General features: G+C 47.2%; 16 protein-coding genes and 2 other RNA genes. 9 read left to right on the top strand and 9 right to left on the bottom strand.

From position 1 onward, the window contains the following. Positions 1 to 43: 43 nt before the first annotated feature. Positions 44 to 2,365: a YdbH domain-containing protein gene (locus F5I99_RS12925; protein ID WP_151056635.1), complete on the bottom strand. Its 2,322-nt coding sequence runs from the start codon at positions 2,363 to 2,365 to the stop codon at positions 44 to 46. Between the two features lie 23 nt (positions 2,366 to 2,388). Beyond that, complete coding sequence (locus F5I99_RS12920; protein ID WP_151056633.1) at positions 2,389 to 3,030, bottom strand: O-methyltransferase; 642 nt, start codon at positions 3,028 to 3,030, stop codon at positions 2,389 to 2,391. A 126-nt stretch (positions 3,031 to 3,156) separates the two neighbouring features. Between F5I99_RS12920 and F5I99_RS12915 the strand changes: the two genes are divergently transcribed. From F5I99_RS12915 to ftsZ, 3 genes are all read left to right on the top strand, one after another. Then, positions 3,157 to 3,510, top strand: coding sequence for a hypothetical protein (locus tag F5I99_RS12915; RefSeq protein ID WP_151056631.1), 354 nt, complete (start codon positions 3,157 to 3,159; stop codon positions 3,508 to 3,510). A gap of 461 nt (positions 3,511 to 3,971) precedes the next feature. Then, positions 3,972 to 5,231, top strand: a complete 1,260-nt coding sequence (gene ftsA, locus F5I99_RS12910; RefSeq protein WP_151056629.1) for a cell division protein FtsA — start codon at positions 3,972 to 3,974, stop codon at positions 5,229 to 5,231. A 46-nt stretch (positions 5,232 to 5,277) separates the two neighbouring features. Then, complete coding sequence (gene ftsZ / locus F5I99_RS12905; RefSeq protein ID WP_151056626.1) at positions 5,278 to 6,486, top strand: cell division protein FtsZ; 1,209 nt, start codon at positions 5,278 to 5,280, stop codon at positions 6,484 to 6,486. 128 nt (positions 6,487 to 6,614) lie between these two features. On the opposite strand, the gene F5I99_RS12900 is transcribed toward ftsZ, so the two are convergent. From F5I99_RS12900 to F5I99_RS12890, 3 genes are all read right to left on the bottom strand, one after another. Beyond that, entirely contained in the window at positions 6,615 to 7,415 is an 801-nt protein-coding gene (locus tag F5I99_RS12900) for an RluA family pseudouridine synthase (protein ID WP_151056624.1), read from the bottom strand. 18 nt (positions 7,416 to 7,433) lie between these two features. Then, entirely contained in the window at positions 7,434 to 8,381 is a 948-nt protein-coding gene (folE2, locus tag F5I99_RS12895; RefSeq protein WP_225307406.1) for a GTP cyclohydrolase FolE2, read from the bottom strand. Positions 8,382 to 8,500: 119 nt separating this feature from the next. Next, positions 8,501 to 9,007 carry an Lrp/AsnC ligand binding domain-containing protein gene (locus F5I99_RS12890; RefSeq protein ID WP_151056622.1) on the bottom strand — a complete coding sequence of 169 codons (507 nt, stop codon included), beginning with the start codon at positions 9,005 to 9,007 and terminating at the stop codon, positions 8,501 to 8,503. 206 nt (positions 9,008 to 9,213) lie between these two features. Here F5I99_RS12890 and F5I99_RS12885 point away from each other — a divergent pair, with 206 nt between their 5' ends. Next, entirely contained in the window at positions 9,214 to 9,603 is a 390-nt protein-coding gene (locus tag F5I99_RS12885; RefSeq protein WP_151056620.1) for a RidA family protein, read from the top strand. Between the two features lie 37 nt (positions 9,604 to 9,640). Then, positions 9,641 to 10,744 (top strand): alanine racemase, encoded by a 1,104-nt coding sequence (alr, locus tag F5I99_RS12880; RefSeq protein ID WP_151056618.1) that lies wholly within the window; start codon positions 9,641 to 9,643, stop codon positions 10,742 to 10,744. 13 nt (positions 10,745 to 10,757) lie between these two features. Here the strand turns inward: alr and F5I99_RS12875 are convergent, their stop codons facing one another. Beyond that, the gene (locus tag F5I99_RS12875) at positions 10,758 to 11,552 is read right to left on the bottom strand and encodes a response regulator (RefSeq protein ID WP_151056616.1); all 795 of its coding nucleotides are present in this window, start codon (positions 11,550 to 11,552) and stop codon (positions 10,758 to 10,760) included. 54 nt (positions 11,553 to 11,606) lie between these two features. Continuing rightward, complete coding sequence (locus F5I99_RS12870) at positions 11,607 to 12,146, bottom strand: DUF2058 domain-containing protein (RefSeq protein WP_151056614.1); 540 nt, start codon at positions 12,144 to 12,146, stop codon at positions 11,607 to 11,609. 177 nt (positions 12,147 to 12,323) lie between these two features. Between F5I99_RS12870 and ffs (F5I99_RS12865) the strand changes: the two genes are divergently transcribed. From ffs (F5I99_RS12865) to ffs (F5I99_RS12850), 4 genes are all read left to right on the top strand, one after another. Next, positions 12,324 to 12,420: signal recognition particle sRNA small type (gene ffs, locus F5I99_RS12865), an RNA gene on the top strand. Between the two features lie 92 nt (positions 12,421 to 12,512). Further along, the gene (locus F5I99_RS12860; RefSeq protein WP_151056612.1) at positions 12,513 to 13,838 is read left to right on the top strand and encodes a site-specific integrase; all 1,326 of its coding nucleotides are present in this window, start codon (positions 12,513 to 12,515) and stop codon (positions 13,836 to 13,838) included. Between the two features lie 870 nt (positions 13,839 to 14,708). Further along, on the top strand, positions 14,709 to 15,350 hold the full coding sequence (locus tag F5I99_RS12855; protein ID WP_151056610.1) for an HNH endonuclease: 642 nt from the start codon (positions 14,709 to 14,711) through the stop codon (positions 15,348 to 15,350). A 640-nt stretch (positions 15,351 to 15,990) separates the two neighbouring features. Then, positions 15,991 to 16,085: signal recognition particle sRNA small type (gene ffs / locus F5I99_RS12850), an RNA gene on the top strand. Between the two features lie 302 nt (positions 16,086 to 16,387). Here the strand turns inward: ffs (F5I99_RS12850) and F5I99_RS12845 are convergent. Then, positions 16,388 to 19,654, bottom strand: a complete 3,267-nt coding sequence (locus tag F5I99_RS12845; RefSeq protein WP_151056608.1) for a DEAD/DEAH box helicase — start codon at positions 19,652 to 19,654, stop codon at positions 16,388 to 16,390. Positions 19,655 to 19,707: 53 nt separating this feature from the next. Continuing rightward, a complete protein-coding gene (locus F5I99_RS12840; protein WP_151056606.1) occupies positions 19,708 to 20,874 on the bottom strand; it encodes a toxic anion resistance protein in 1,167 nt (388 codons plus the stop codon). Positions 20,875 to 20,984: the final 110 nt, after the last annotated feature.

Below are 20,984 nucleotides of genomic sequence, written 5' to 3'. Positions count from 1 at the left end.
AGGCTTAACCTATCCCTAACAAACCCTTGTGTATGCAAAAAAACTACCGTTGAAAATGATTGTCGACAGCATCACTGATGCGTCCCGTGATCTGTAATGCTTTCAGCAGTTCCGGAATATTATCTTCAATCGTCAGGGTCAGATCGATTGGACGTCCTTGTTGCCACTCGGGGTTATTGCCTTGTAATCGGGTACTCAACAGTAGGTCGCCATTAGGGTGGTAGTCAACCTGCATATCAAGCAGTTGGTAATGTAAATTACTCAGTGCATCAAGAGCCAAGCGTAAGCCTATATTAGAGGCCGCCATTGCATCCAGGTTTTCATCTGGCTGGTAGCGAATAAGGCCGGCTTGCACTGTGCCAACATTGCCACCCTGGATACGTATACCCTCTGAGGTGATCTGAACGGGTAGCTGTCCGTCAATCAATCCTTCACCATAGAGCCCCTTTTCCGCATAAAGTTCCAGTATTGAGCCCAGATTAAAGTCACGCAGACTGATCAGGAAAATCATATCGGGCTGGCCAGGATCAAAGCTCAGGGCAGGCAGGTAAATTTGCCCACCCAATAGTGATGCGGTGAACGGTGCGACTGATAGCTGTGTTTGTTTTACAGTTTTTACTAATTCATACTTTAAAGGGGACAGTTGTACCGGCAAGCCTATGTATATTTGCGCTGCGCTAATTTGCCCCGTGCTGTTTAGTTTGCCTTGGTGATTTAGCTGCAGATCAGACTGCCAATGCAGTTGTTCTATCTGGTTGTTGCCATACAGCAGGTCGGCAGATGTCAACTCCAAGGCTGCCCGCAATGTCCAATCGTTCTGAGTAAGATTCAGGCGGCCCGTAGCTTTGAATAGGCCTGCCTCCAGGCTGAGAGATGATGGGAAAGCTTCAACAAAAGGACGTAAGGCACTGACCAAAGCCGGTGCTGGTGTCTCTGTAAGTGTCCAATCCACCTCGCCTCTGAGGTTCGTATCCAGTTTGGCCTGGGTGTTGATTGAAACTGGCAGTTGTTCTGAGTCAAGTGATCCCGACAGAATGATCTGGCTGAAATCAGCGGGTACAGTAAACTGCCCCTGAAAACTTGCATAAGGCAGTACAACGTCAGTCGGTTGTATAGTGATTAGGGGGAGTGACAGACTGCCCTGCAGTGCCTGTCCAATTTTTCCACTCTGCAATTGCAGTTGCAGTGGCAAGAGGTTGAAGCGTTCCAGCACCTGGTGTTTTAGGCCTTCGCCATTTACCACCCAGTTCGCGGAGCTATACAGCCAGCTATCAGGTTGGCTAAGCTGTCCGCTCAGTGTTGTATTACCAACAGGTTGCAGTAGTATTCGGCTGGCGGAAATATCGCCTGTTGATAATTGATGCAGGGTGATGCGGCTGCCTTCAATTAGGGTCAGGTTGAAGGTATTTTGCTGCAAGGTTAATTGTGCATCAACATCCAGGCTAATCTGCGTAGCCAATGTCTGGTCAAAACTGGGGTGGAGTCGGGTGGTCAGAGACAGTTTGCCTTCCAGCACTTGCAGTAATCGGCTGGGTGATAGGGGGAGCAGGCGGGGCAGATATAAACTGGAGGAAAATGCCAAATAGTCATCTGCTGGTAGTTGCACTGCCAAAGGCAGCTTAACCTGATGCCGTGACAGCCAGTCCAGGAGTGCTCCAGCGTAAAGTTGATGTCCCAGGTTAAGGTGCCAGCGGTTGTCGACAAATTGAAAATCACCGCTTATTTCGTAGAGAGTTTGTTGCTCATTAACTTGTAAGTGTATGGACAAGTTACGGCCTAGCGTCGCTTGAATATTGCCCAGAACCTGTTGATCCCGCTGCAGAGAAAGGCGGGTATGCAGCTGTTGAGAATTTAATGTGAGTTCACCAACCCCTTCAAATACTGGGCCTTCATCGGTTTGATAGCTCAATACCAGTTCAGCGATTTGAGCTGTTTCTGCTGGGAGTAAGTCGAATAAGCCGTTTGCAAGTGCTGGGTCGAGATCAATCAGGCTGGCCTGAAGAGTCTCTAAGCGTTCTGGTAATGTGGTATCGATCAGAATCTCAGCAGACAGGTGTTGGATGTGAATAGATTTCAGAGATCCTTTTGTCAGTAGTGCTTTGAGACTGAAGTGGATCTGAATATCACTGGCATGTAAACGAATACGGCGTTGGCCGTCAGTGCGCGTCAGAGTAATCTGGTTAATATCAATACGACCTGCTTGCGGGTGCTGTAGGCTGACGTCTACCGATTCAAACCCCTGAGATGTAATCCAGTGTTCAAGTGCTGTCCTCGACAGCATTGGCGTGAGCAGGTAGGCGCTAATCAGTAGCGTGCTGAGTAAAATTAAGGGTAACAGCAGCAATAACAGCAGCTTTTTGCGCACTCCCGACTCCTTAGTTTACCGATTTAACCTCGTTTACGTACGACGTTCATTCCGTCCCTGATGGTTAGAAATACATTTTCAACGTCAGGATCTGTCGCTATACGGTGGTTGGTTTCCACCAGAATATCATCTAACTCAGATTCAGGTTGCAGTACTTTACCTGACCAGAGTACGTTATCGAGAATAATCAGCCCACCTGGACGAGTACGTTTTTTAACCTCTTCATAGTAATGCAAATAGCTGCGCTTGTCGGCATCAATGAAAGTGAAGTCCAATTCTATGTCGAGGGAATCCAGGGTGTCGGTAGCACGACCAAAAACAACCTCTATTTTGTGGCCATGTTCACTGCGTTGAAAGAAGTGTTTCGCCATGTCGATAGCACGAGGATTGGTTTCACAGCAAATAAGCTTTCCATCATCTGGCATGCCTTCGGCGATGGATAAGGCTGAATAGCCAGTAAACATACCTATCTCGAGTGCGTGTTTGGGCTGCACCAGGCTTGCCAACATTTTCAGGGTACGGCCAACCAGTCTCCCTGAAAGTTTTTGCGGCCAGCCCATATTTTCATTGGTGGCATCAATCAACTCCTGCAACAGAGCGGGTTCAGCTTGGGTGCTGACGTAAGCATAGTCCTCTACAGCTTCATCGATAAGAAATTCGGGCATTCGGGAAACCTGATACTGAGCAATATTCGATTGAAAATAGAGGTAATTGTATCATTATTTATGCGAAGCAGATGCTTTGCCGTACAATAGTGCGCTTCTACGCCTTATTGATACAGGAGCCCCCTGATGACTGATTCATTGTTGATATTTCTACTGACTGGTTTGGTGTCCATGTCGGCTGCTTTGAGTGCCGGTGCGCTTAATAAAATACCCGAGGACAGAAAGCCGAGTTTTTTAACTAACCGGAACGGTCTGGTGACGGTAATGGTGTTGGGTAATATTTCAGCACTGACCCTGATAGGGGCACTGGCCTATGGTTTTTCACGTCTGGAGTGGTGGGTTCCTTTGAGTTGTGTCTTTATTTCTTTTCCGGTAGTGCATTTTGTAGCGATTCAGCGTCTTCTGGGTGATCTGGTGAATGTGTTCGTTTCCGGAATTCTTGCAGTTATTTCTGCAGCGGTATTAGTGTATTTTTGGTAAATCAGGCTGAAATAGGGTTTTTAAAAATATTAAAAGCCTTCCAGGTTAAATTCAACATACCATCCTGATGATTGGTGAAAAATCAATATTTAATGTTGATATGATGGCGATATATCAAAATTAAGTTTTGAAATATCGCTTTTTATTCAAAACTTAATCTTGATTTAAATGAGAAAAGTGAAGATGAAAAATATGCTGCTGTTTATTTTTTGAGCGGCAATAGTATTCACCTTTGCGGTAATTATCTGTTTGAAATTGCATGGAAATGCTGTTTTAGGCGGCAATTCTTTGCCATCTCCATAAATAAAAAATTGTTGAAAGAATGATTAAAGCTCGGTGATAATAAGCCGATAAGATGTTTATTATCACTGGTGAGGAAGTTGGTCCGTTATTTGCAATTTTTTACAGATAACTTGTAATGCCAACTTTTCTGAGCTGACTATTGGGAACGCACAAACACTATGCTGACAGTGAACAATATGATCGTTGCCCTAGATATAGGTACATCCAAAGTGGTGTGTCTGGTGGGCGAACTTCGCACTGACGGCAGTATTGAGATAGTAGGAGTGGGTAATCACGCATCCGCCGGTATGAAGCGAGGCGTGGTGGTTAATATTGAGTCTACGGTCAGTGCTATACGCCGCGCTGTTGAAGAAGCGGAATTAATGGCTGGTTGCAAGGTTCACTCCGTTACCGTTGGTATGGCCGCTGGGCATATCAGTAGTCTTAACTCCAATGGCATTGTTGCTGTGCGGGATCGCGAAGTGACAGAGCAGGATCTGGAACGGGTAATCGAAGCCGCCAGAGCGGTAGCTGTACCGGCGGACCAGAAACTGCTGCATATCTTGCCACAGGAATACATGATTGATAATCAGGATGGCATTAAAGAGCCACTGGGTATGTCAGGTGTTCGTCTGGAAGCTAAGGTCCATCTTGTCACTGGAGCGATTAATGCCATTCATAACCTGGAAAAATGTATTCGCCGCTGTGATCTTGAAGTGGATGGCATCGTGCTGGAGCAGTTGGCCTCCGGCTATGCTGTATTGACTGAGGATGAAAAAGACCTGGGTGTCTGCCTGGTAGATATTGGTGCCGGTACGGCTGATATTGCCGTCTTCACTAAAGGTGCTATTCGTCACACGGCCGTGATTCCTATAGGTGGTGATCAGATTACCGGCGATATCGCTATGGCATTGCGCACCCCGACCCAGCATGCGGAACAGATCAAAATCAAATATGCCTGTGCTCTGTCGCAGCTTTCCCAGTCAGATGAAACTATCCGAGTACCCAGTGTGGGTGATCGTCCGGCTCGTAATCTATCACGCCAGGCGCTGGCTGAAGTTGTTGAGCCTCGCTATGAAGAGATGTTTGGCCTGATTCAGGATGAACTGCGTCGTTCCGGTTTTGAAGAGCTGGTGGCTGCAGGCCTGGTGTTGACCGGTGGTTCTGCACGTATGGAAGGTGCCGTTGAGCTGGCTGAAGAGATTTTCCACATGCCGGTCAGATTGGCGGTTCCGGATGGGGTGCGCGGTATGGAAACACTGCTGCACAACCCTATCTATGCGACCAGTATCGGTATGTTGCACTACGCGCGACAGGCGCAAAGCAATATGAATGAGTCTGGACTAACGGTTCCGGAAGCGGCTAGACACCCAAAGGCGTCTGTGCCGGTTGGTAATGTATTCGGACGCATGAAAACCTGGTTGCAGGGTAATTTCTGATATATGAGACCCGTCACAGAACGGGGATTTTCCTGGAGGGATGACTATGTTTGAACTGGTTGATAGCTTACCGCAAAGCGCGGTTATCAAGGTTATTGGTATTGGTGGTGGTGGCGGTAACGCTGTCGAGCACATGCTGACAACCGACGTTGAAGGCGTCGAGTTTATCTGTGCGAATACTGATGCTCAGGCATTGGCTAAATCGGCAACGCGTACAGCCCTGCATATTGGTAGTGGGTTGACGAAAGGCTTGGGTGCGGGTGCTAATCCGGAAGTCGGACGTCAGGCGGCTCAAGAAGATCGTGATCGCATTGCAGAAGCACTGGCGGGTGCTGATATGGTGTTTATTACCGCGGGTATGGGCGGTGGTACCGGCACAGGTGCGGCTCCGATTGTGGCTCAAGTGGCTAAAGAAATGGGAATTCTGACGGTGGCTGTCGTGACCAAGCCCTTCGCTTTTGAAGGACGAAAGCGTCAGCGTATCGCCGAAGAAGGCATTCGCGAGCTGCAGGAGCATGTGGACTCACTGATCATCATTCCGAACGAGAAGCTGCTGCCGGTACTGGGGCGTAACACCAGTTTGATTGAAGCTTTTAAAGCGGCCAATGATGTTTTGAAAGGTGCTGTACAGGGTATTGCCGATCTGATTATCCGTCCGGGTATGATCAACGTCGACTTTGCTGACGTGCGTACAGTGATGTCTGAAATGGGTATGGCAATGATGGGTACAGGTTATGGTCGTGGTGAGTCACGCGCGATCACCGCTACAGAAGCTGCTATCAATAGCCCATTGCTCGAAGATATCGACCTGAAAGGCGCCAGTGGCATATTGGTAAATATTACCGGTGGCTTGGATCTGAGCCTGGGCGAATTCTCCGAAGTAGGGGATATTGTTGAAGGCTATGCCTCAGATGGCGCAACCGTGGTCGTCGGTACGGTTATAGATCCGGAAATGAGTGATGAAATTAAAGTTACGGTCGTGGCAACTGGTCTGTGCAAAGCTCAGGAAGCGGCCAGGGTTTCTGGTAGTGACACCCGCTCTGGTGGGACGTCTTCAAGAAAGTCAGGTGACTACGGGCAGCTCGACCTGCCGAGTGTGGCGCGGACGCGTCGTGACGAAAAACCAGCTGCAGTAGCCAAGGCGGTTAAAAAGCCTGAAATGGCTGCGCCGCTACCCGAAGAGATGAAGAGAACCGGGACGGACGATATGGATTTTCTGGATATTCCGGCATTTTTGCGCCGTCAAGCTGACTAAGCGCTAGTTTTTTAACCATCCAGGTTGCCGCCTACCCGTTATCGGGAGGCGGTTTTTTTATGTTCAAGTTCAAGGGGTCAGGTCTCTTGAATATAAATGCCACGGGCGCAGGGGTGTGCAGCGGCGCATTAACAGCTATAGCTGACCTGTTGTTTACGCTCTGGGCATTCAAAGCTCAGTTGCACGGCTTTTAGTTGCAGCCCGGCTGTGTTCTTGTTGTTGTTTCCGTAGCGTGGATCCCCCATTACCGGATATCCGAGCTCGGCCAAGTGCCGGCGTATCTGATGGGTTCGGCCTGTGGCGATGGTGATTTCCAGCTGACTTTGATTCAGCTTTTCATCATAGGCCAGACGCCTGAAGCGGGTGCTGGCTGGTTTGCCATCCAAGGGGGTGACTATCTCGCCTTGTGGGGGTGTTTGGCCCGCTACCCAGGCCTGGTAGACCTTATTAATCTGCTGTTGCTGAAACAGATTGGACAGAGTGGCTGCAGCCGCTTTGGTATGGGCAATCAGCATCAGTCCCGCTGTTTCTCGATCCAGGCGGTGTACCAGAAATACCGGTTTATTCAGTTGCTGCTCGACCTGACGTAGCAGTGAAAGGTGGTCACCAAAGGCGGTGCCCTGAGACATCACCCCTGCAGGCTTGAACCAGATGCTGTAGGACTTTCGCTGTTCCAGGCAGAGAATGCCTTCCGGCAATGATCGCGAAAGAATATCCGCGTCATAGCTGAGCAGGAGCTGATCACCGGCTTGCAGTTTCTCGCTGGCACGTCTCAGGCGCTTGCTGTGTTTGCGTTTGAGTACTACGGCACCTTTACTCATCGCATCTTTGATGCGCTGTTTAGGTAGCTCACTAAGACGGCTCAGCAGGCTGGCGGCATCGCAGCCTTGTTCTTCAGGCAAAACCTGGTGTCGGAGTTCTATTGCCATGTGTGCAATTCCCGGATCTCAGCGTTGCAGCAGTGGTGTATAGCCACTGGGCACACCCTTACTGACCACAGCCACGGCATCGTGATCATGCAGGCTTTCATGGTGTTCGACGCGAATCCAGAAATCCAGATAGGCTTCAGCCTGATTAAATGCAGTTTTCAGGCGCCTGGCTGCATCTTCACAGAACATCATATTGGCGCCATTCAATCGGGCAAACTCCTGTTCGTCTTCTCGTTTAACGGCGGTTTGCACTGGAGTTTGCAAGGCATGCTCTGTCCGGTCGATCAGATCAAGCAGTGGGAGAATGTCATGTGCCGTCGGGTCAATTTTAACTTTTAGCTTGGCATAGCTGCGCTGGCTATGGGGTGTGGCAACACTGCCGCGTTCAGAGCGTAACCAGTGTTCAATCTGTTCACGACTGACCAGTTCTTCATCAGCAAAGTCGTCACGAAACGCTTCCTGTAGTAACTGACGTGACAGGGCGGCTGAGCAGGGGCAGGTGGATGAGTAGGGTACTGATACCGAAAGTTCCAGCGAGAATGTATCGTTTTTCTGAATGGCTTCGATGCTGCTGGGATAAGGTTTCCAGCCGGTGTAATCACTTTTCAATGCGGGGCGCTGTAAAGGGTATTCAAATGACAGTTTGAGAATAGCCGCTTCGCTTATTCCGCGGTGACTATCGCAGACGCGTTGAAGTAGCTTCTGTATGGAAGCGGGTGTAAGTGCTTCCTGTGCCGCAAATTCATTCAGTAGTAAATACAGGCGCGACATGTGAATTCCTTTCACTTCCGGATTCACTATATCAACATGGATATCCAGATGAGCAATTACTGGCTGTAACTGGCCGCCTGGTTGGCAGACATTCAAAGGTAGAGTGATGCGGCTCATGCCGACCCAGTCCAGAGTTTCGCGGCTCACCGGTGCGGTGTGGGTGGCGACATCTGGCATCTCGATTCGGGCATTCATGGCGGGTCTCGTTGTAGATCTAGGTTTGAAGTTGGCTATTATCGCCGGATCGACCTGGATTGCAAAATGTAAACTGTAAGGTTATTGCAATCTGTTCATATTAGTTCAACACAGCACTTTCAAATTAGTTGCTGGGGGTGCTCAATCGGGAGGGTTAAACCCTCCTTGACGCTTTCCATAACGATGTAGCTCTTGGAATTTTTTACACCGGGTAGTTTCAGCAGCATGTCGCCCAGTAATGCCCGGTATTGGGTCATGTCCTGCAGGCGGGCTTTGAGCAGGTAGTCGGCATCACCGGAGACCAGATGGCATTCCAAAATATAGGGTAGATCGGAGATGGCTTTACTGAAACGCTCAAAAGCATCGGCGGATTGATAGGATAAAGATATTTCTACAAACACCAGCAAGTCATAACCCAGTAGCTCCGGATTGACCTGTGCATGGTAACCGGTTATCAGGCGGTCTCGTTCAAGGCGCTTAACCCTTTCCATGCAGGGGGTGGTAGACAGACCTACGCGATCAGCCAGATCGGTATAGGAGATTCTTCCTTCTTTTTGTAATACATTCAGTATGTTGCGATCTATGCGGTCAAGTTTTCGTTGACCTGGTTTGGGTGATTTTGACACAGAGGTTTTCCCTTTATATTTAAACTTTATAAGAAAATTATCTGATTAAATTGCAATAATAAATTATATATCTAATGAATTTGCATTAGTATATAGCATCTTTTAACTGATATCGTTTATGCGTCTGTTTTAGTGTGAACGCTTTGCTATGCTGTGGCGGTGCCCAGCTAACTATAAATCAATTGTTAACCTTTGGAGAGATGTGCATGACAACAAAAACCATTATTAGTACTGAACTGGCTCCTGCTGCGATAGGTCCATACTCTCAGGCAGTTAAGGCTGGTAATACTGTATACATGTCAGGTCAGATTCCGTTGAATCCTAACAGCATGGAAATGGTCACGGAGTCATTCGAAGCCCAGGCTGTGCAGGTATTTGAAAATCTGAAAGCTGTCGCTGAAGCGGCTGGTGGTTCACTGGCCGATTGTGTCAAGCTGACTATTTTGCTGAGCGATCTGGCCAACTTTGCTCAGGTTAATGAAATCATGCAGCGTTACTTCACTCAGCCTTATCCAGCACGTGCTGCTTATGCTGTTAAAGCCTTACCGAAGGATGCGGATATTGAAGTGGAAGCCGTAATGGTCTTAGCTGACTGATCTGTAACCTGCGTTAAGGCCTTACCAGGAGCAGTGCATGGCGCGTAATCTTATAGCTCAGGTGGATTTGTCTGCCATACGTCATAATTATCAACTGGCGCGTGCACAGGCTCCTCAAGCCCGTGCAGTTGCCATTATCAAAGCTGATGCCTATGGGCATGGTGCTATTCAGGTAGCCAGGTCGCTGGAGTCGGAGGCGGATGCCTTCGGAGTCGCTGCGATTGAAGAGGCGCTGGAGTTGCGTGATGCGGGTATTACCCGGCCAGTACTGTTGCTGGAGGGCTTTTTTGAAACTGAGGAATTGCCTTTAATACAGCAGCATAAACTCTGGACGGCACTCCATAGTATCGAACAACTTGAGAAGCTGGAAGCCTACCTGGAAAGACACCCTGATAGCCGGGGATTGCACGTGTGGCTGAAAATCGACTCAGGCATGCATCGCTTGGGTATCGAACCGGCGCTCGCCGCAGGAGCATTGCAGCGCTTGCAGGCGTTACCTGCAGTTGAAAAGCTAGTGGTCATGAGTCATTTTGCCTGTGCTGATGAACCTCAGCGGCCACATACTGAACGTCAGTTACAGCAGATCGATAAGGCTGTAGCCGGTCACTCAGTGGATTTGAGTTTGTGTAACTCGGCAGGGGTGATGCACTGGCCTCAGGCTCACCAGCAGTGGTTGCGTCCAGGTATTATGCTTTATGGTGCCAGTCCTTTTACTGAACCACAAACTGTGGCAAGCAGGCTGCGTCCTGGTATGACGTTGACCACGGAGATTATTGCTGTACGGGATGTGCAGGCAGGTGAGTCTGTGGGCTATGGTGCCAGTTGGGTAGCTGAAAAGCCGACTCGTATTGGCACGCTGGCCGTGGGCTATGCTGATGGCTATTCCCGGCATGCACCGAGTGGTACACCTGTGTGGCTAAATGGGCGGCGTACGGCGCTAGCCGGGCGAGTATCCATGGATATGTCGACTATTGACCTGTCGTTGCATCCAGAGGCCAAGCCTGGAGATCAAGTCGAGCTTTGGGGCGCCAATGTCACTGTCAACGAGGTGGCTGACTGGTGTGGCACCATACCTTATACGCTTTTGAGTGGCCTGACCCGGAGGGTTAAGCGACGCTATACGGATGATCAGCCATTCTGATACTGAGGGCTTGCTACTCGAGAATACGTTGTAGCAAGCGCTTTACCAACTGTGGTTCGAACGGCTTATCGACCATGGCATTAACGCCACTCTGAGCTACATTGCTAAGGTAGGCTTGATTGGATTCAGACGTCACCATTAACACGGGTAAATGAGACAGGGTTTCGTGACTGCGAATATATTCTGTCAGTTGCAGCCCGTTCACTTCTGGCATGTTGTAATCGGTCACCACCAGATCAAAAGGCTTTTCAGCCAGTATGTTTATGGCTTCTGAACCATCGGTCGCTTCTTCAAAATGCTGTATGCCCAGATTAGTCAGCACACGGCGGATCATTTTTCGGGCCATGCGGCTATCATCAACCACCAGTACGCGTAAACTATCGGGGTCATAACACTCCAGTGTCAATTCATCGGCAGAAAGCAGATCCAGGGTTGCGCTGATGGCCGATTTGAGGTTCGCGTTGGTAAAGGGTTTCGGCAATATGGCGATAACACCGGATTGACGAAAGCTTTCCAGTTGCTCTCGACGGGTTTCGCTGGATATCAACATAAAAGGCAGTTCGGTGTAACCGGGGGTGTTATGCATCCAGTCGAGCAGATCCTGAGCCGTGCCGTCGCTGAAATGCAGCGCGCTGACAATCAGATCAGGTTTTATCCGCTGTACGGAGGCTTTGGCTTCAGCGATTGAGTCTACACTGTCAATGGCCATTACACCGGCGGAATTGAGTTGCTGGGTAATTATTTTTCGCTGTAACTGCGACGGTTCAACCAAAAGCAGGTTGAGATGACTGGCAGAAAGTGACCGCATGCTGACCTCATGAATTCCGGACGTTTAAGTCAACAATAGCAGTATGGCTAATTTTTACCAGTCCAGATCGTCAGGTATTTGAAATTGTTCGTATTCGGCTTCTTCTGCCGCGATCTTGTCACGACGCTCGGTATCTTCTTTTATAACGGCGTTAGGGTCACGTTGAATGATGCGTTCTGCTATCTCATATGGCACCAGTTCAAAGCGATCATCGACACAGACTAGCGCTATACGTCGGCTGGCTAGCTGGCGTTGCAGGTCGGCATTAATCCAGAGTTGCTTGACCTTGTCCTGGCTGATGAAGTAGTAACGGATATCACCGTCTTTAGGCAGTCTGATACGGTGTTGATCAACCAGTTGGCGTATCTCAGCCTGGCCAGCACGTTGCACTTGAGCCTGCTTGCGCGCCTCATTGAGTGCGCGATCTTTCTGCAGTTTCTCTTGTCGTGCTGCTTCAACGCTGGCAGTGTGCTGGCCATTATCCGGCTTGCTGCCTTGTTTGGATTGCTTACGCTGTTCCAGCTCAACCTGCTTGATCTGTTTTTTGCTGGCTATGCCTGCTTTGAATAACTGATCTTTTAACGAACCTGCCATAACTCACAAACCCTGCAGCACAAAAAATAAAGATGGCTAAGTGTAACACGATGCAGGGTATCTGGAATCCTGTTGCCGAATTTGAAAAATAGTAACAACAGAATTTGCATTCCTGAGCTCGCCTGCTTATACTTCGCGCCGATTCTGTTAATTCAGATCACTGCGTTATGGTGGCTCTGCCGGTCCTCTCGCAACGATACACCGTGAACCTGGTCAGGCCTGGAAGGGAGCAGCCACAGCGGTCGACTCGTGTGCCGGGATGTGGCTGGTGGAGCCGCCTCCAATTCCTAATATCAACTTGATATTAAATGGCTTTTTAGTTGTTCTCTCATGCTTGCACTCAAGTGCGACACAAAGTGAGACACAATGGCCAAAGCAATCACCTACCTCGAACAGTCTCGTCATGCTGTTTATTACTTCCGCATTCGCGTGCCTAATTCTCTGAAAACAAGCTTTCCCTGTTCTGAAGTTCGCCGTTCCCTTGGCACCAAGTGTAGGCGTTTGGCTATCCTTCGTGGAGCCAAGCTACTGGAACAGGTGGAGGAGCTATTTAGCCAAGCTGGAAGAGGTGAGATCATAGACCTGAAGCGTTTGTCATGGTCTGAACCATTTGAATTTTCACGTCCTCCCGCTGTTGTTAATGCTTCGGTGCTCGAGCTCGAGCCCGAGCGTACTAGTCCTAAGATGTCTATTGCTTTTCAGCGATACCTTGAAACTCAGAAACTTGAAGGAGTGGGGGAGAAAACACTAGGAGACAAGCGTTCTATCTTTGAACTGTTAGTTCGTGTTGTGGGTGATATGCCAGTACATTGCTTCCAGCGCAAGCATGCCCAGAAGTTTAAAGAAATTGCCTTAAAGTTGCCGCCACGCTCTAATCGAAAATGCAATGTTACTTTGGAGCGTTTGATTACTGAAGCAGAGACTACTATCAGTACGACTACCTTTAACAACTATATGAAGTACTTATCAGCCTTTTTCACATGGCTGTTGCAGGAAGAGTATAGTGATAAAAACTACTTTGACGGACTTAGAGTCAAGCAAAGAACAAAAGCTAGTTTAGGCCGAAGCATATTCAGTGAAGAGGATTTGAGGCATCTTTTTTGTGGTGCTATTCCCCTGTGTGATCACCCCAGACCTTATCAACATTGGCTCCCGCTGCTGGCGCTCTATAGTGGTGCTCGAATGGGTGAGCTCTGCCAGCTTTATGTCGATGACATTATGGAGATCAATGGAATTCATTGTATCTATATCAGGGAGGGCAGGGCAGATCAGAAGTTGAAAACACCCTCTTCAGAACGAGTTATCCCGATTCACTCCAAGCTAAAAGATGCCGGATTCATGGGTTATGTGAAGCAGCGAAGACAGCAAGGGCCAGATACTCTCCTGTTCGACCTGGTTAAGCATAAGCGGCATGGGTACGCAGCCACTCCTTCAAAATGGTTTGGCCGTCTGAGGGAAAAGCTAGGCTTTAAAGATAACAGGATAAAAGAGCGAAAGGATTTTCATAGCTTCCGACATACAGTGGCTGATCACTTGAAGCAGCTTGGAGTTGCTGAGAGCTTGGTGGCTGGGTTGCTGGGGCATCAGACGGGAGGAATCACCTTTAGCCGGTATGGCAAGGACTTCAAGCCTGAGATGTTACAGCCGGTTGTGGAGCAGCTTGCCTTCAATATCGACCAGGATTGGTCCTGATTTGTCTCACACGTGATACTTCTGGTTAATAATTGATCAGTTTTTCTGGTATCTGTCTGCTGTAATCCGTTTTTAAAATAACTATTTTTTATAACCAGTAGGCTTAGATCGGCTTGTAAATGCACATGTACACCAGAAGCCATCCGCAGTCGTTCTAAGGGCCGTTCAAGGTTCATGGTTGTGTTTGTTTGATTGATTTTAATGCTGCCCTAGTGGCTGTTTTGGCATCTTCTGATGGCGCTGTGTAGTGGTGGTCGGTCTTCAGTTGGAAGATGCTGAGTGAAGTAGGGTTGGGGCAGTTTATTGTCGCTTTTAATTACGTGAAGGGAATTGGTTTTACTTGATCAAAAATGATTAGCCCATCATATAGAAGAACGAGAAAATAATAATCTGCCTTCAATGGTGTTACGTGTGTGTGGGGGGCATCCGGCTCGCTCTAGGGTGTTTAGCGCTACCGGTAGTGCGTTCACCGCTGGATATTGGCTGTTATTCCTGATGGGATTTTACGCCTTCCTGGGAGTGTTCAAGTGGTGTTCAATTATTAGCCTATAGATGCAAAATTAGGTAAAAATTGATGCTATATAAAAACATTAAAATCAATAACTTATAATTAACCCATCATATAGATAAGAGCGAGATAGAAATAACAAGAGAGAATAGTATGTAAGAGCATATAGAGCATATAGAGCATATAGAGCGCTCTAGAAAGTTTAGCATCTCTCCCCTCCTGATCTCCTGATCAGGGTAAACATTAGTAGTCCTTTCCATCTGAAGTAGTAGGCATTCAGCCTGATTGCCCTTCCGTCTTCTATCCACTCATCCCAGTGCATCTGCTCCATTTAATCAGCAACTCAAAAGGAGGTATCGATAATGACTAACGCTATAAGCAATAAGCACACTGAGAAACGTACTACAGAGAATGGCCTGAGCTTTGAAGAACTGCAAGAGGCCTTTGCCCTGTGTTTGAAGTCAGAGGCGCTGATCAGGTTAAAGGGCCGGTCCAATGAGGCAGGAAGCCAGATACCTTTTATGCATCTTGGAGCCGGTAACTACAAGCAGGTCAGTATCAATGGTAGGCGGCACAAGTTCCACCGAATAATATGGGCGCTTGCCAATGGTCGCTGGCCTGTTGGGATGGAAGTTGATCACATCAATCGGGATCCACGTAACAATCACCCGGACAATCTTAGGGAGGTTTCCTATTCTCAGAACCAACGCAATTGTAGTCCTAACCGGGATACTGGGTTTTATGGGGTTTATCGAACTCGTAGTGGGGGTTATCAGGCAGGCGTGAGTACAGATGGAAAACGTTTCATGTCAAAGACTATACCTGATAAAGAAGTGGCAGCCTTTGTAGCGGATGTGCTGACAGTCGTAGTATATGGTCCAGATCCAATTACTATTCAGCGACTGAACACAGATCGCTTTCCGCTATTCTTTGCAAGTGCTGTTAGTGCTAATGATCTGCACGGTGCAGTTGATGCAGCAATTAGTGCTTGTCAGTGTGAATAGCTGTGTTATGCAAGCCTACAAAGTATCAAAGTACTTTGTTTAGTGTGTGAGCTAATTCAAAAATAGACCCGCTATTATGCGCGCCCTTCTTCGTCCTTGCTTTCTGCTCATTTCCCCCACTGGGGCTTTCTCAGTGGTTCAAAAGTGCGCGTCAGCAGGTCCTGGGTAGTGGTCGAAGAGCTACAGCATGGGAGCTTGCTTATAGTTCAGCTGTCCTTGTAGTCGCTTAAGGGGTGTTTGGTGTATCATCCTGGCTCCTTGAGCCTGTCTAAGAAGCTCATCATGAAGCTAAAGGTTTGCTGGGTCACACATTTCAGCTATCTGAGCTTGTGTCGGCATCTCTTCTTGCTCCATTAGGTGCAGGACGGTGTACAGCGCAGAACAGCACTCGAATTACCGCTAAGCTATAATCTAGACGGTAATTAAAATTACCAGAAAGCAAAGTCATTATCTATTCGGACCGATACCTGTAAAGGACAGATTAAATTTTGAGCTGCACAGAGTTAAATTCTTCTCCCTCTTGAGCGGTGCGCCACAAGGTGCGCCACAATCGGCTTGCCAAAGAGTTTACTGTATGGTCAAATAATTGCTCAAATTAACAGTCGTGTTAGCTATCAGATAACACTGAAAAGCCTATAGCTGCTGGTCTTAGCAACGATACACCGTGAACCTGGTCAGGCCTGGAAGGGAGCAGCCACAGCGGTCGACTCGTGTGCCGGGATGTGGCTGGTGGAGCTGCCTCCATTACCCCTCGTTTTTATCGTTTAAATAATCGCCTTATATTTTTCTGAATTATCTTTTGTACTTCACTGAATCAGTGACTCAACGGTTTGATGGCAAAACCGATTCTTGCACTCACCGATGATCAATTGCAACAGCTTATCGACAAGGGGCAATTTGAGGAAGTTGTCAAAGATGCCTAAGAAATATCGCAGCGATGCATTGGCTGCCATCCATGAGACGATGGAGGCTATTACGTGATAACGCAGAATATATTGCGGTAACAGTTATCCGTAGTTTAGTTGCTCCGTTGATATTTATTTGCTGGCATACTGGTCGACACTGGCAGCTAGGTGATTCAATTCGTTTAGAGAGTCCTCAAAGACTTTATTTGAAGTGTTGTCGGATATAGCTAGTTTGCTCCATTTAAACGCAACCTCCTCTAGGGTGATGATCGCGGATTGATTTGCTTGTAGCAGTTGTTCAATGGAGTCGTTCTGTTCATTGTGAAGCTTAACTTGCTTGTCGGCCAGTTCGGTATTCGTTTCCCTAGGAGAGCCGCTCTTATGTATTAACACTAGGCTTCTAAGGTTATCAATGGCTCCCAGAAATACGTCTTCGGCTGCACTCGCGTAGCGTGTATAGGTCAGTTCGCTAGGGTTGAGTTTTTGGTTTAGAACCCATATCAGCTTGTAATACCTATCGATAATCTTTTCAAGTTGGTCTATGCCGAGTTGGTGCTTAATATCAACAAGATCCAGTTCCAGCTCACTCACAGTTTTGGATAGCTCAGGGTTAAGGGTTAGGAGCTTGGTCCAGTGTGATGATTGTTGATACAAAGAAGGAGCTCCTGTCGATTTTTGGCTTAGCGCCTTAAAGCAGTTCTTTATTTTGTTTAGAATAGCGTCCCGAGCAAAGCTCCAGCCTGTATAGCTTATTGGGAAGATAGGTAATCCGGCTCGCTCAAACATTTTGTAACGATCAAGGTGAAGTATATCTCTACGCTCCCCAGGAAAACCCACCAGATCGATAGCGATGGAGTCAGTGCCTAACATGGCTACTAAATCCATAGGGATCCCTGCGATAGGGTAGTTACGCGCGATGGTCATTCCCTGCGCCCGCAACTGATTCGTTAACTCTTCGATATTCTTGTCTCTAGCTAAGATGTCTGTTGCTGGAGGGGCAGTCGATCGGCTAATAGATTCTAAAAACAATCGTAATAGATTGTTTTTAGGAAGGTCTGCTATCTCTGCGGAAAAAAATACCAGTTGTAGGTGCCTAGCTCGAGTTACAGAAACGTTAAAGACATCCGGACGATTCAAATAAAGATAGGTTCCACCGGCTGAATTACGATCAACCGCACAGGATAGCAACATCATATCCCGCTCTTCTCCCTGGAATGAATAGGGTGTACCGGCACGCAGTTTATGCTGAGTGATAACGGCTAAGTCAAAGGTATCAAAAATAAGATCTTGCAGTTTCTCGGCTTGATCACGAAAAAAAGTTAGCACACCGATAGAAGATCTGTATTCTTCCGGTATGTTTTGTTGTTCCTTAACTAGGCATTTAAGTCTCTCGATAATGGCGAGAGCTTCCTCAATATTAATACCCTTGACACGCTTTGCGTTCGCAACGTTGATAACCTCGACAGGAGGATTTTTATTTAGAACCGGCTTTTCAGTCATGATGCGGAGATTGCCGTCGTAAAACATGCGATTGCTGAAATCAATTATCTCCGGAAGACTACGGTAGTGCTCGTCGAGCATGACTAGATCATGTTGAGACGAAATGGCTTCGTTAGCATAGTCGATCATGCTTTTATCGCGATAATTCAGGTCGATACTCTGAGTTGAACCGAGTCCCAGTTTTTGTTGGATAACATTTTGTTTGGTTGCTGAAAGAAATGAAATATGGCGAAGCTGTTTAGGGTCACCTACTACAACGGCCTTTTTTGCTCTGTACAGTGCAGGAATGCAGGAAGCAATATTACACTGAGTAGCCTCATCAATGATGACCAAATCAAAAAGCTCTTTCTTTAGCGGGAGGGCTTTATGCAGGGACGAAAAAGAACAAAGCCATACGGGTAACGCTTGGAGCAAAATAGAGTGGTTAATTGCGGAAAAAACAGCTTCTTGCCGCGATGAAGTTCTGGCGCGTAAGGCTCTGTTGAAACGGACTAATTCAGGTCGGTGATCGCGTAAAACCCTGTGTATAGATTCAAGATAGACATTATTGATATGCCTAGAGAGTGTCTCTTCGCGTTTTCTATGGTCTTGTTTTATTTTTTCAAGGCGGTCATACAGCAAACCATATTTGCCAAAGCGCGAACGTTGACGCCATACCCTAAAGCGACCTAGCAAACTAGCGGTCTTCCCTTGATGGATATATCTGTCAAGAATAATTCCATCAGACGCTGCGGATCGATATAGTGAATTAAAAAGCTTTTCATCTTTGTGAATCTCGCTTTTTATTTGCATAAGCTGTCTTAACAGGGAGTCACTGGGTTTTTCTAGGCCAATACCTTTAATCAAGTCTGTAATGGTTTGTTTTAGGTGCTTGAGGTAATCCCTAGAGCCTGCACGGATGATGGCATTAGAAGATAGCCCAAGACTTTCAACCAGTTTTTCTTGTACTACATCTACCGCAAATTCATTCTCGGAGACTACTAAAACCGACTCTCCTTGCATAAACCGCTCTAAAACAATGCAGGCAATGGTATAGCTTTTTCCTGTTCCCGGTGGGCCAATGATCAGGCTTAAGGTTTTTTCTGCTGCATTCTTTAGGGCTGCACTTTGCGCCGTACTTAATATACCTGGAACCTGATCAAGACAGCTAGGCTTGGATTGTGCGATGGTGTTTTGTTTGTTGAGCAGTAATTGCTCTAAAGGAGCCGAGATTGAAGTGTCCTGGGAAATGGTGACCAATTCATCAATCACTCCGCGTGATGACAGCGGGTTTTTTGAGAGCAACAGGGCGCCGCCGTCAACAAGCGTAAAGTTCGTTGTTGAGGCTTTGCGCTGAAGAGACTTAAGGCTGTCCGTATTGGCATCGTTTTGCTTGATCCGAGACACAGATACATCATTGCAATGTTCGTTTAGCCACTCTTCAAGCCAGTTTGTGGTGCTTATTTTTTCAATACTCAAGGCTACATCGAGACGATGTGTAGCATCCCTGTCCTCCACAAGACGGTAGAACAACGTGGTGTTCAGGCGTGCACTGGACAGGTCTAGACCAACAGTATAGTTGGATCCCGTTTTTGTGAGTGTTGCATCAAATAGAAGTAGAGGCGCGCAGATTCTTCTGGCTCTACCACCTAATCCTTGGGATAAAGACATTTTTCCTATGAGGAAGTGACAACCGTATAGAAAGGTTTTCTCGCGCCTATAGGTTTCTATAGATGCTGCTAGGTTAGTAGCATAGTGTGAGTCTAGAGTGATGGCGTTCCCTTCATATAACGCCGCTCGTTCAAGTGAATTACTTAATCTCAGAAATTCGAAATCTTTCGAGAAAATATCCCAAAAGCCTTGTTCGCGATTATCGGATTGATAGCATTCCTTGAAGTAGTCTACTAGTGTTGAGTGCATTGAGTTTGGCAATATCCTTTCTTTCTTAGCGCACAGTGTTGCTTGCCGTTCCTTTAGTGTGATTCGAGATGTATCTCATCCGAAACACTCTCACTGGCTTCTAGCTTTTGAATGCGTTGATCTAAGTCGGACGTTAATCGGTCCATTTCTTCGATTGACTGACCCATTTCCGGCAAGGCTTCTCGACGAAACCGGTTAATGTTGTCTAGTGCAGACTGGACGTCAGCAAACGCACTTTTTAATTTCTCGATATCAAGTTGGCTACTGGCCGCTTGTTTATGTATCTCAACACCTTGGTTTTTTAATTTACTTGCGGTTTGCGCAAGTAAGTTATCTGTTGTCTTGTTGACTGACTCTACTCCACAAAGTACATTTTTTTGAGCCTGTAGCGCCAAAGTTAGTGTCGCCGCAATATTCAGGGCTGTTACTGTGACGTTTAAAGAGCGGGAAACGCCGCGAATTAGTTCTCTGTTGTTACGGATGAGAATTTCGCTGGTTAAGAATCCCTGCTGGTTAACGGCGAGTTGTTGCTGCAGGTCCACGATGCGTTGGCGCAATGGGAAAAGAATGTCTTCCTCGATAAAATGGCGTTTCATCTCGTCTAGAGTGGTACCGGTTTCTAAACGGGCAGTTACTTTTTTATCAATCAGTATACCCAAGGCGATGTAATCTTGGAGCTTAAACGTGAGTTCCCGCATCGCAATTTGATCACCTTTGAGTGTGGTATTGTCACGTTCTAATTGGGCTTGTCCATTCTGCAAACTTTTTATGATGCTTTGAATAACAGCATCAACACTCTGATATCTTGCGAACCAACGTGAGATGGGTGTACCCACACCTGGAATTTTAGCAAGAAGGCGACGGATGGCATTTGGAGTAAAGTCAATGTTGTTTGGGTTGATTAGATTGGTTTGTTCCTGAAGAGCCAATAATGATTTTGCCACACCACCGCCATCCTCAGCATCATTAACTAATTGTGTCATAGGCTGTTTGAGTAAGGCGCTACGTCGAGTGAGCTCTCGCTGTATTTGTGCACCTAAGCCTTTTAACGCCAGCGCCTTTTGCTGTTGAGCGCGAAGGTCTTTAGGATCCATATTGAACAGGCTGTTGACTATGTCATCAGATTGTTTCTCTAAAGTAACGCTGGTATCGTTTTTTCTGATGGATTCATCATCCATATGAAGGGTGTTCTTTGTCTGGAGTGACAGTTCCTGAGTCATGGCAGCTCTCCCTAAAATAGTTTGGTTTTACTCAAAGACACCCCAATGAATCTATACTTTTAATGTGCTTCAATGAGGATTAATACCGCTTTCTCTAGCAATTGCTACAG

The sequence above is a fragment of the Nitrincola iocasae genome (genome assembly GCF_008727795.1).
GTDB classification, from domain to species: domain Bacteria; phylum Pseudomonadota; class Gammaproteobacteria; order Pseudomonadales; family Balneatricaceae; genus Nitrincola; species Nitrincola iocasae.
This window is presented reverse-complemented; position numbering and strand designations above follow the sequence as displayed.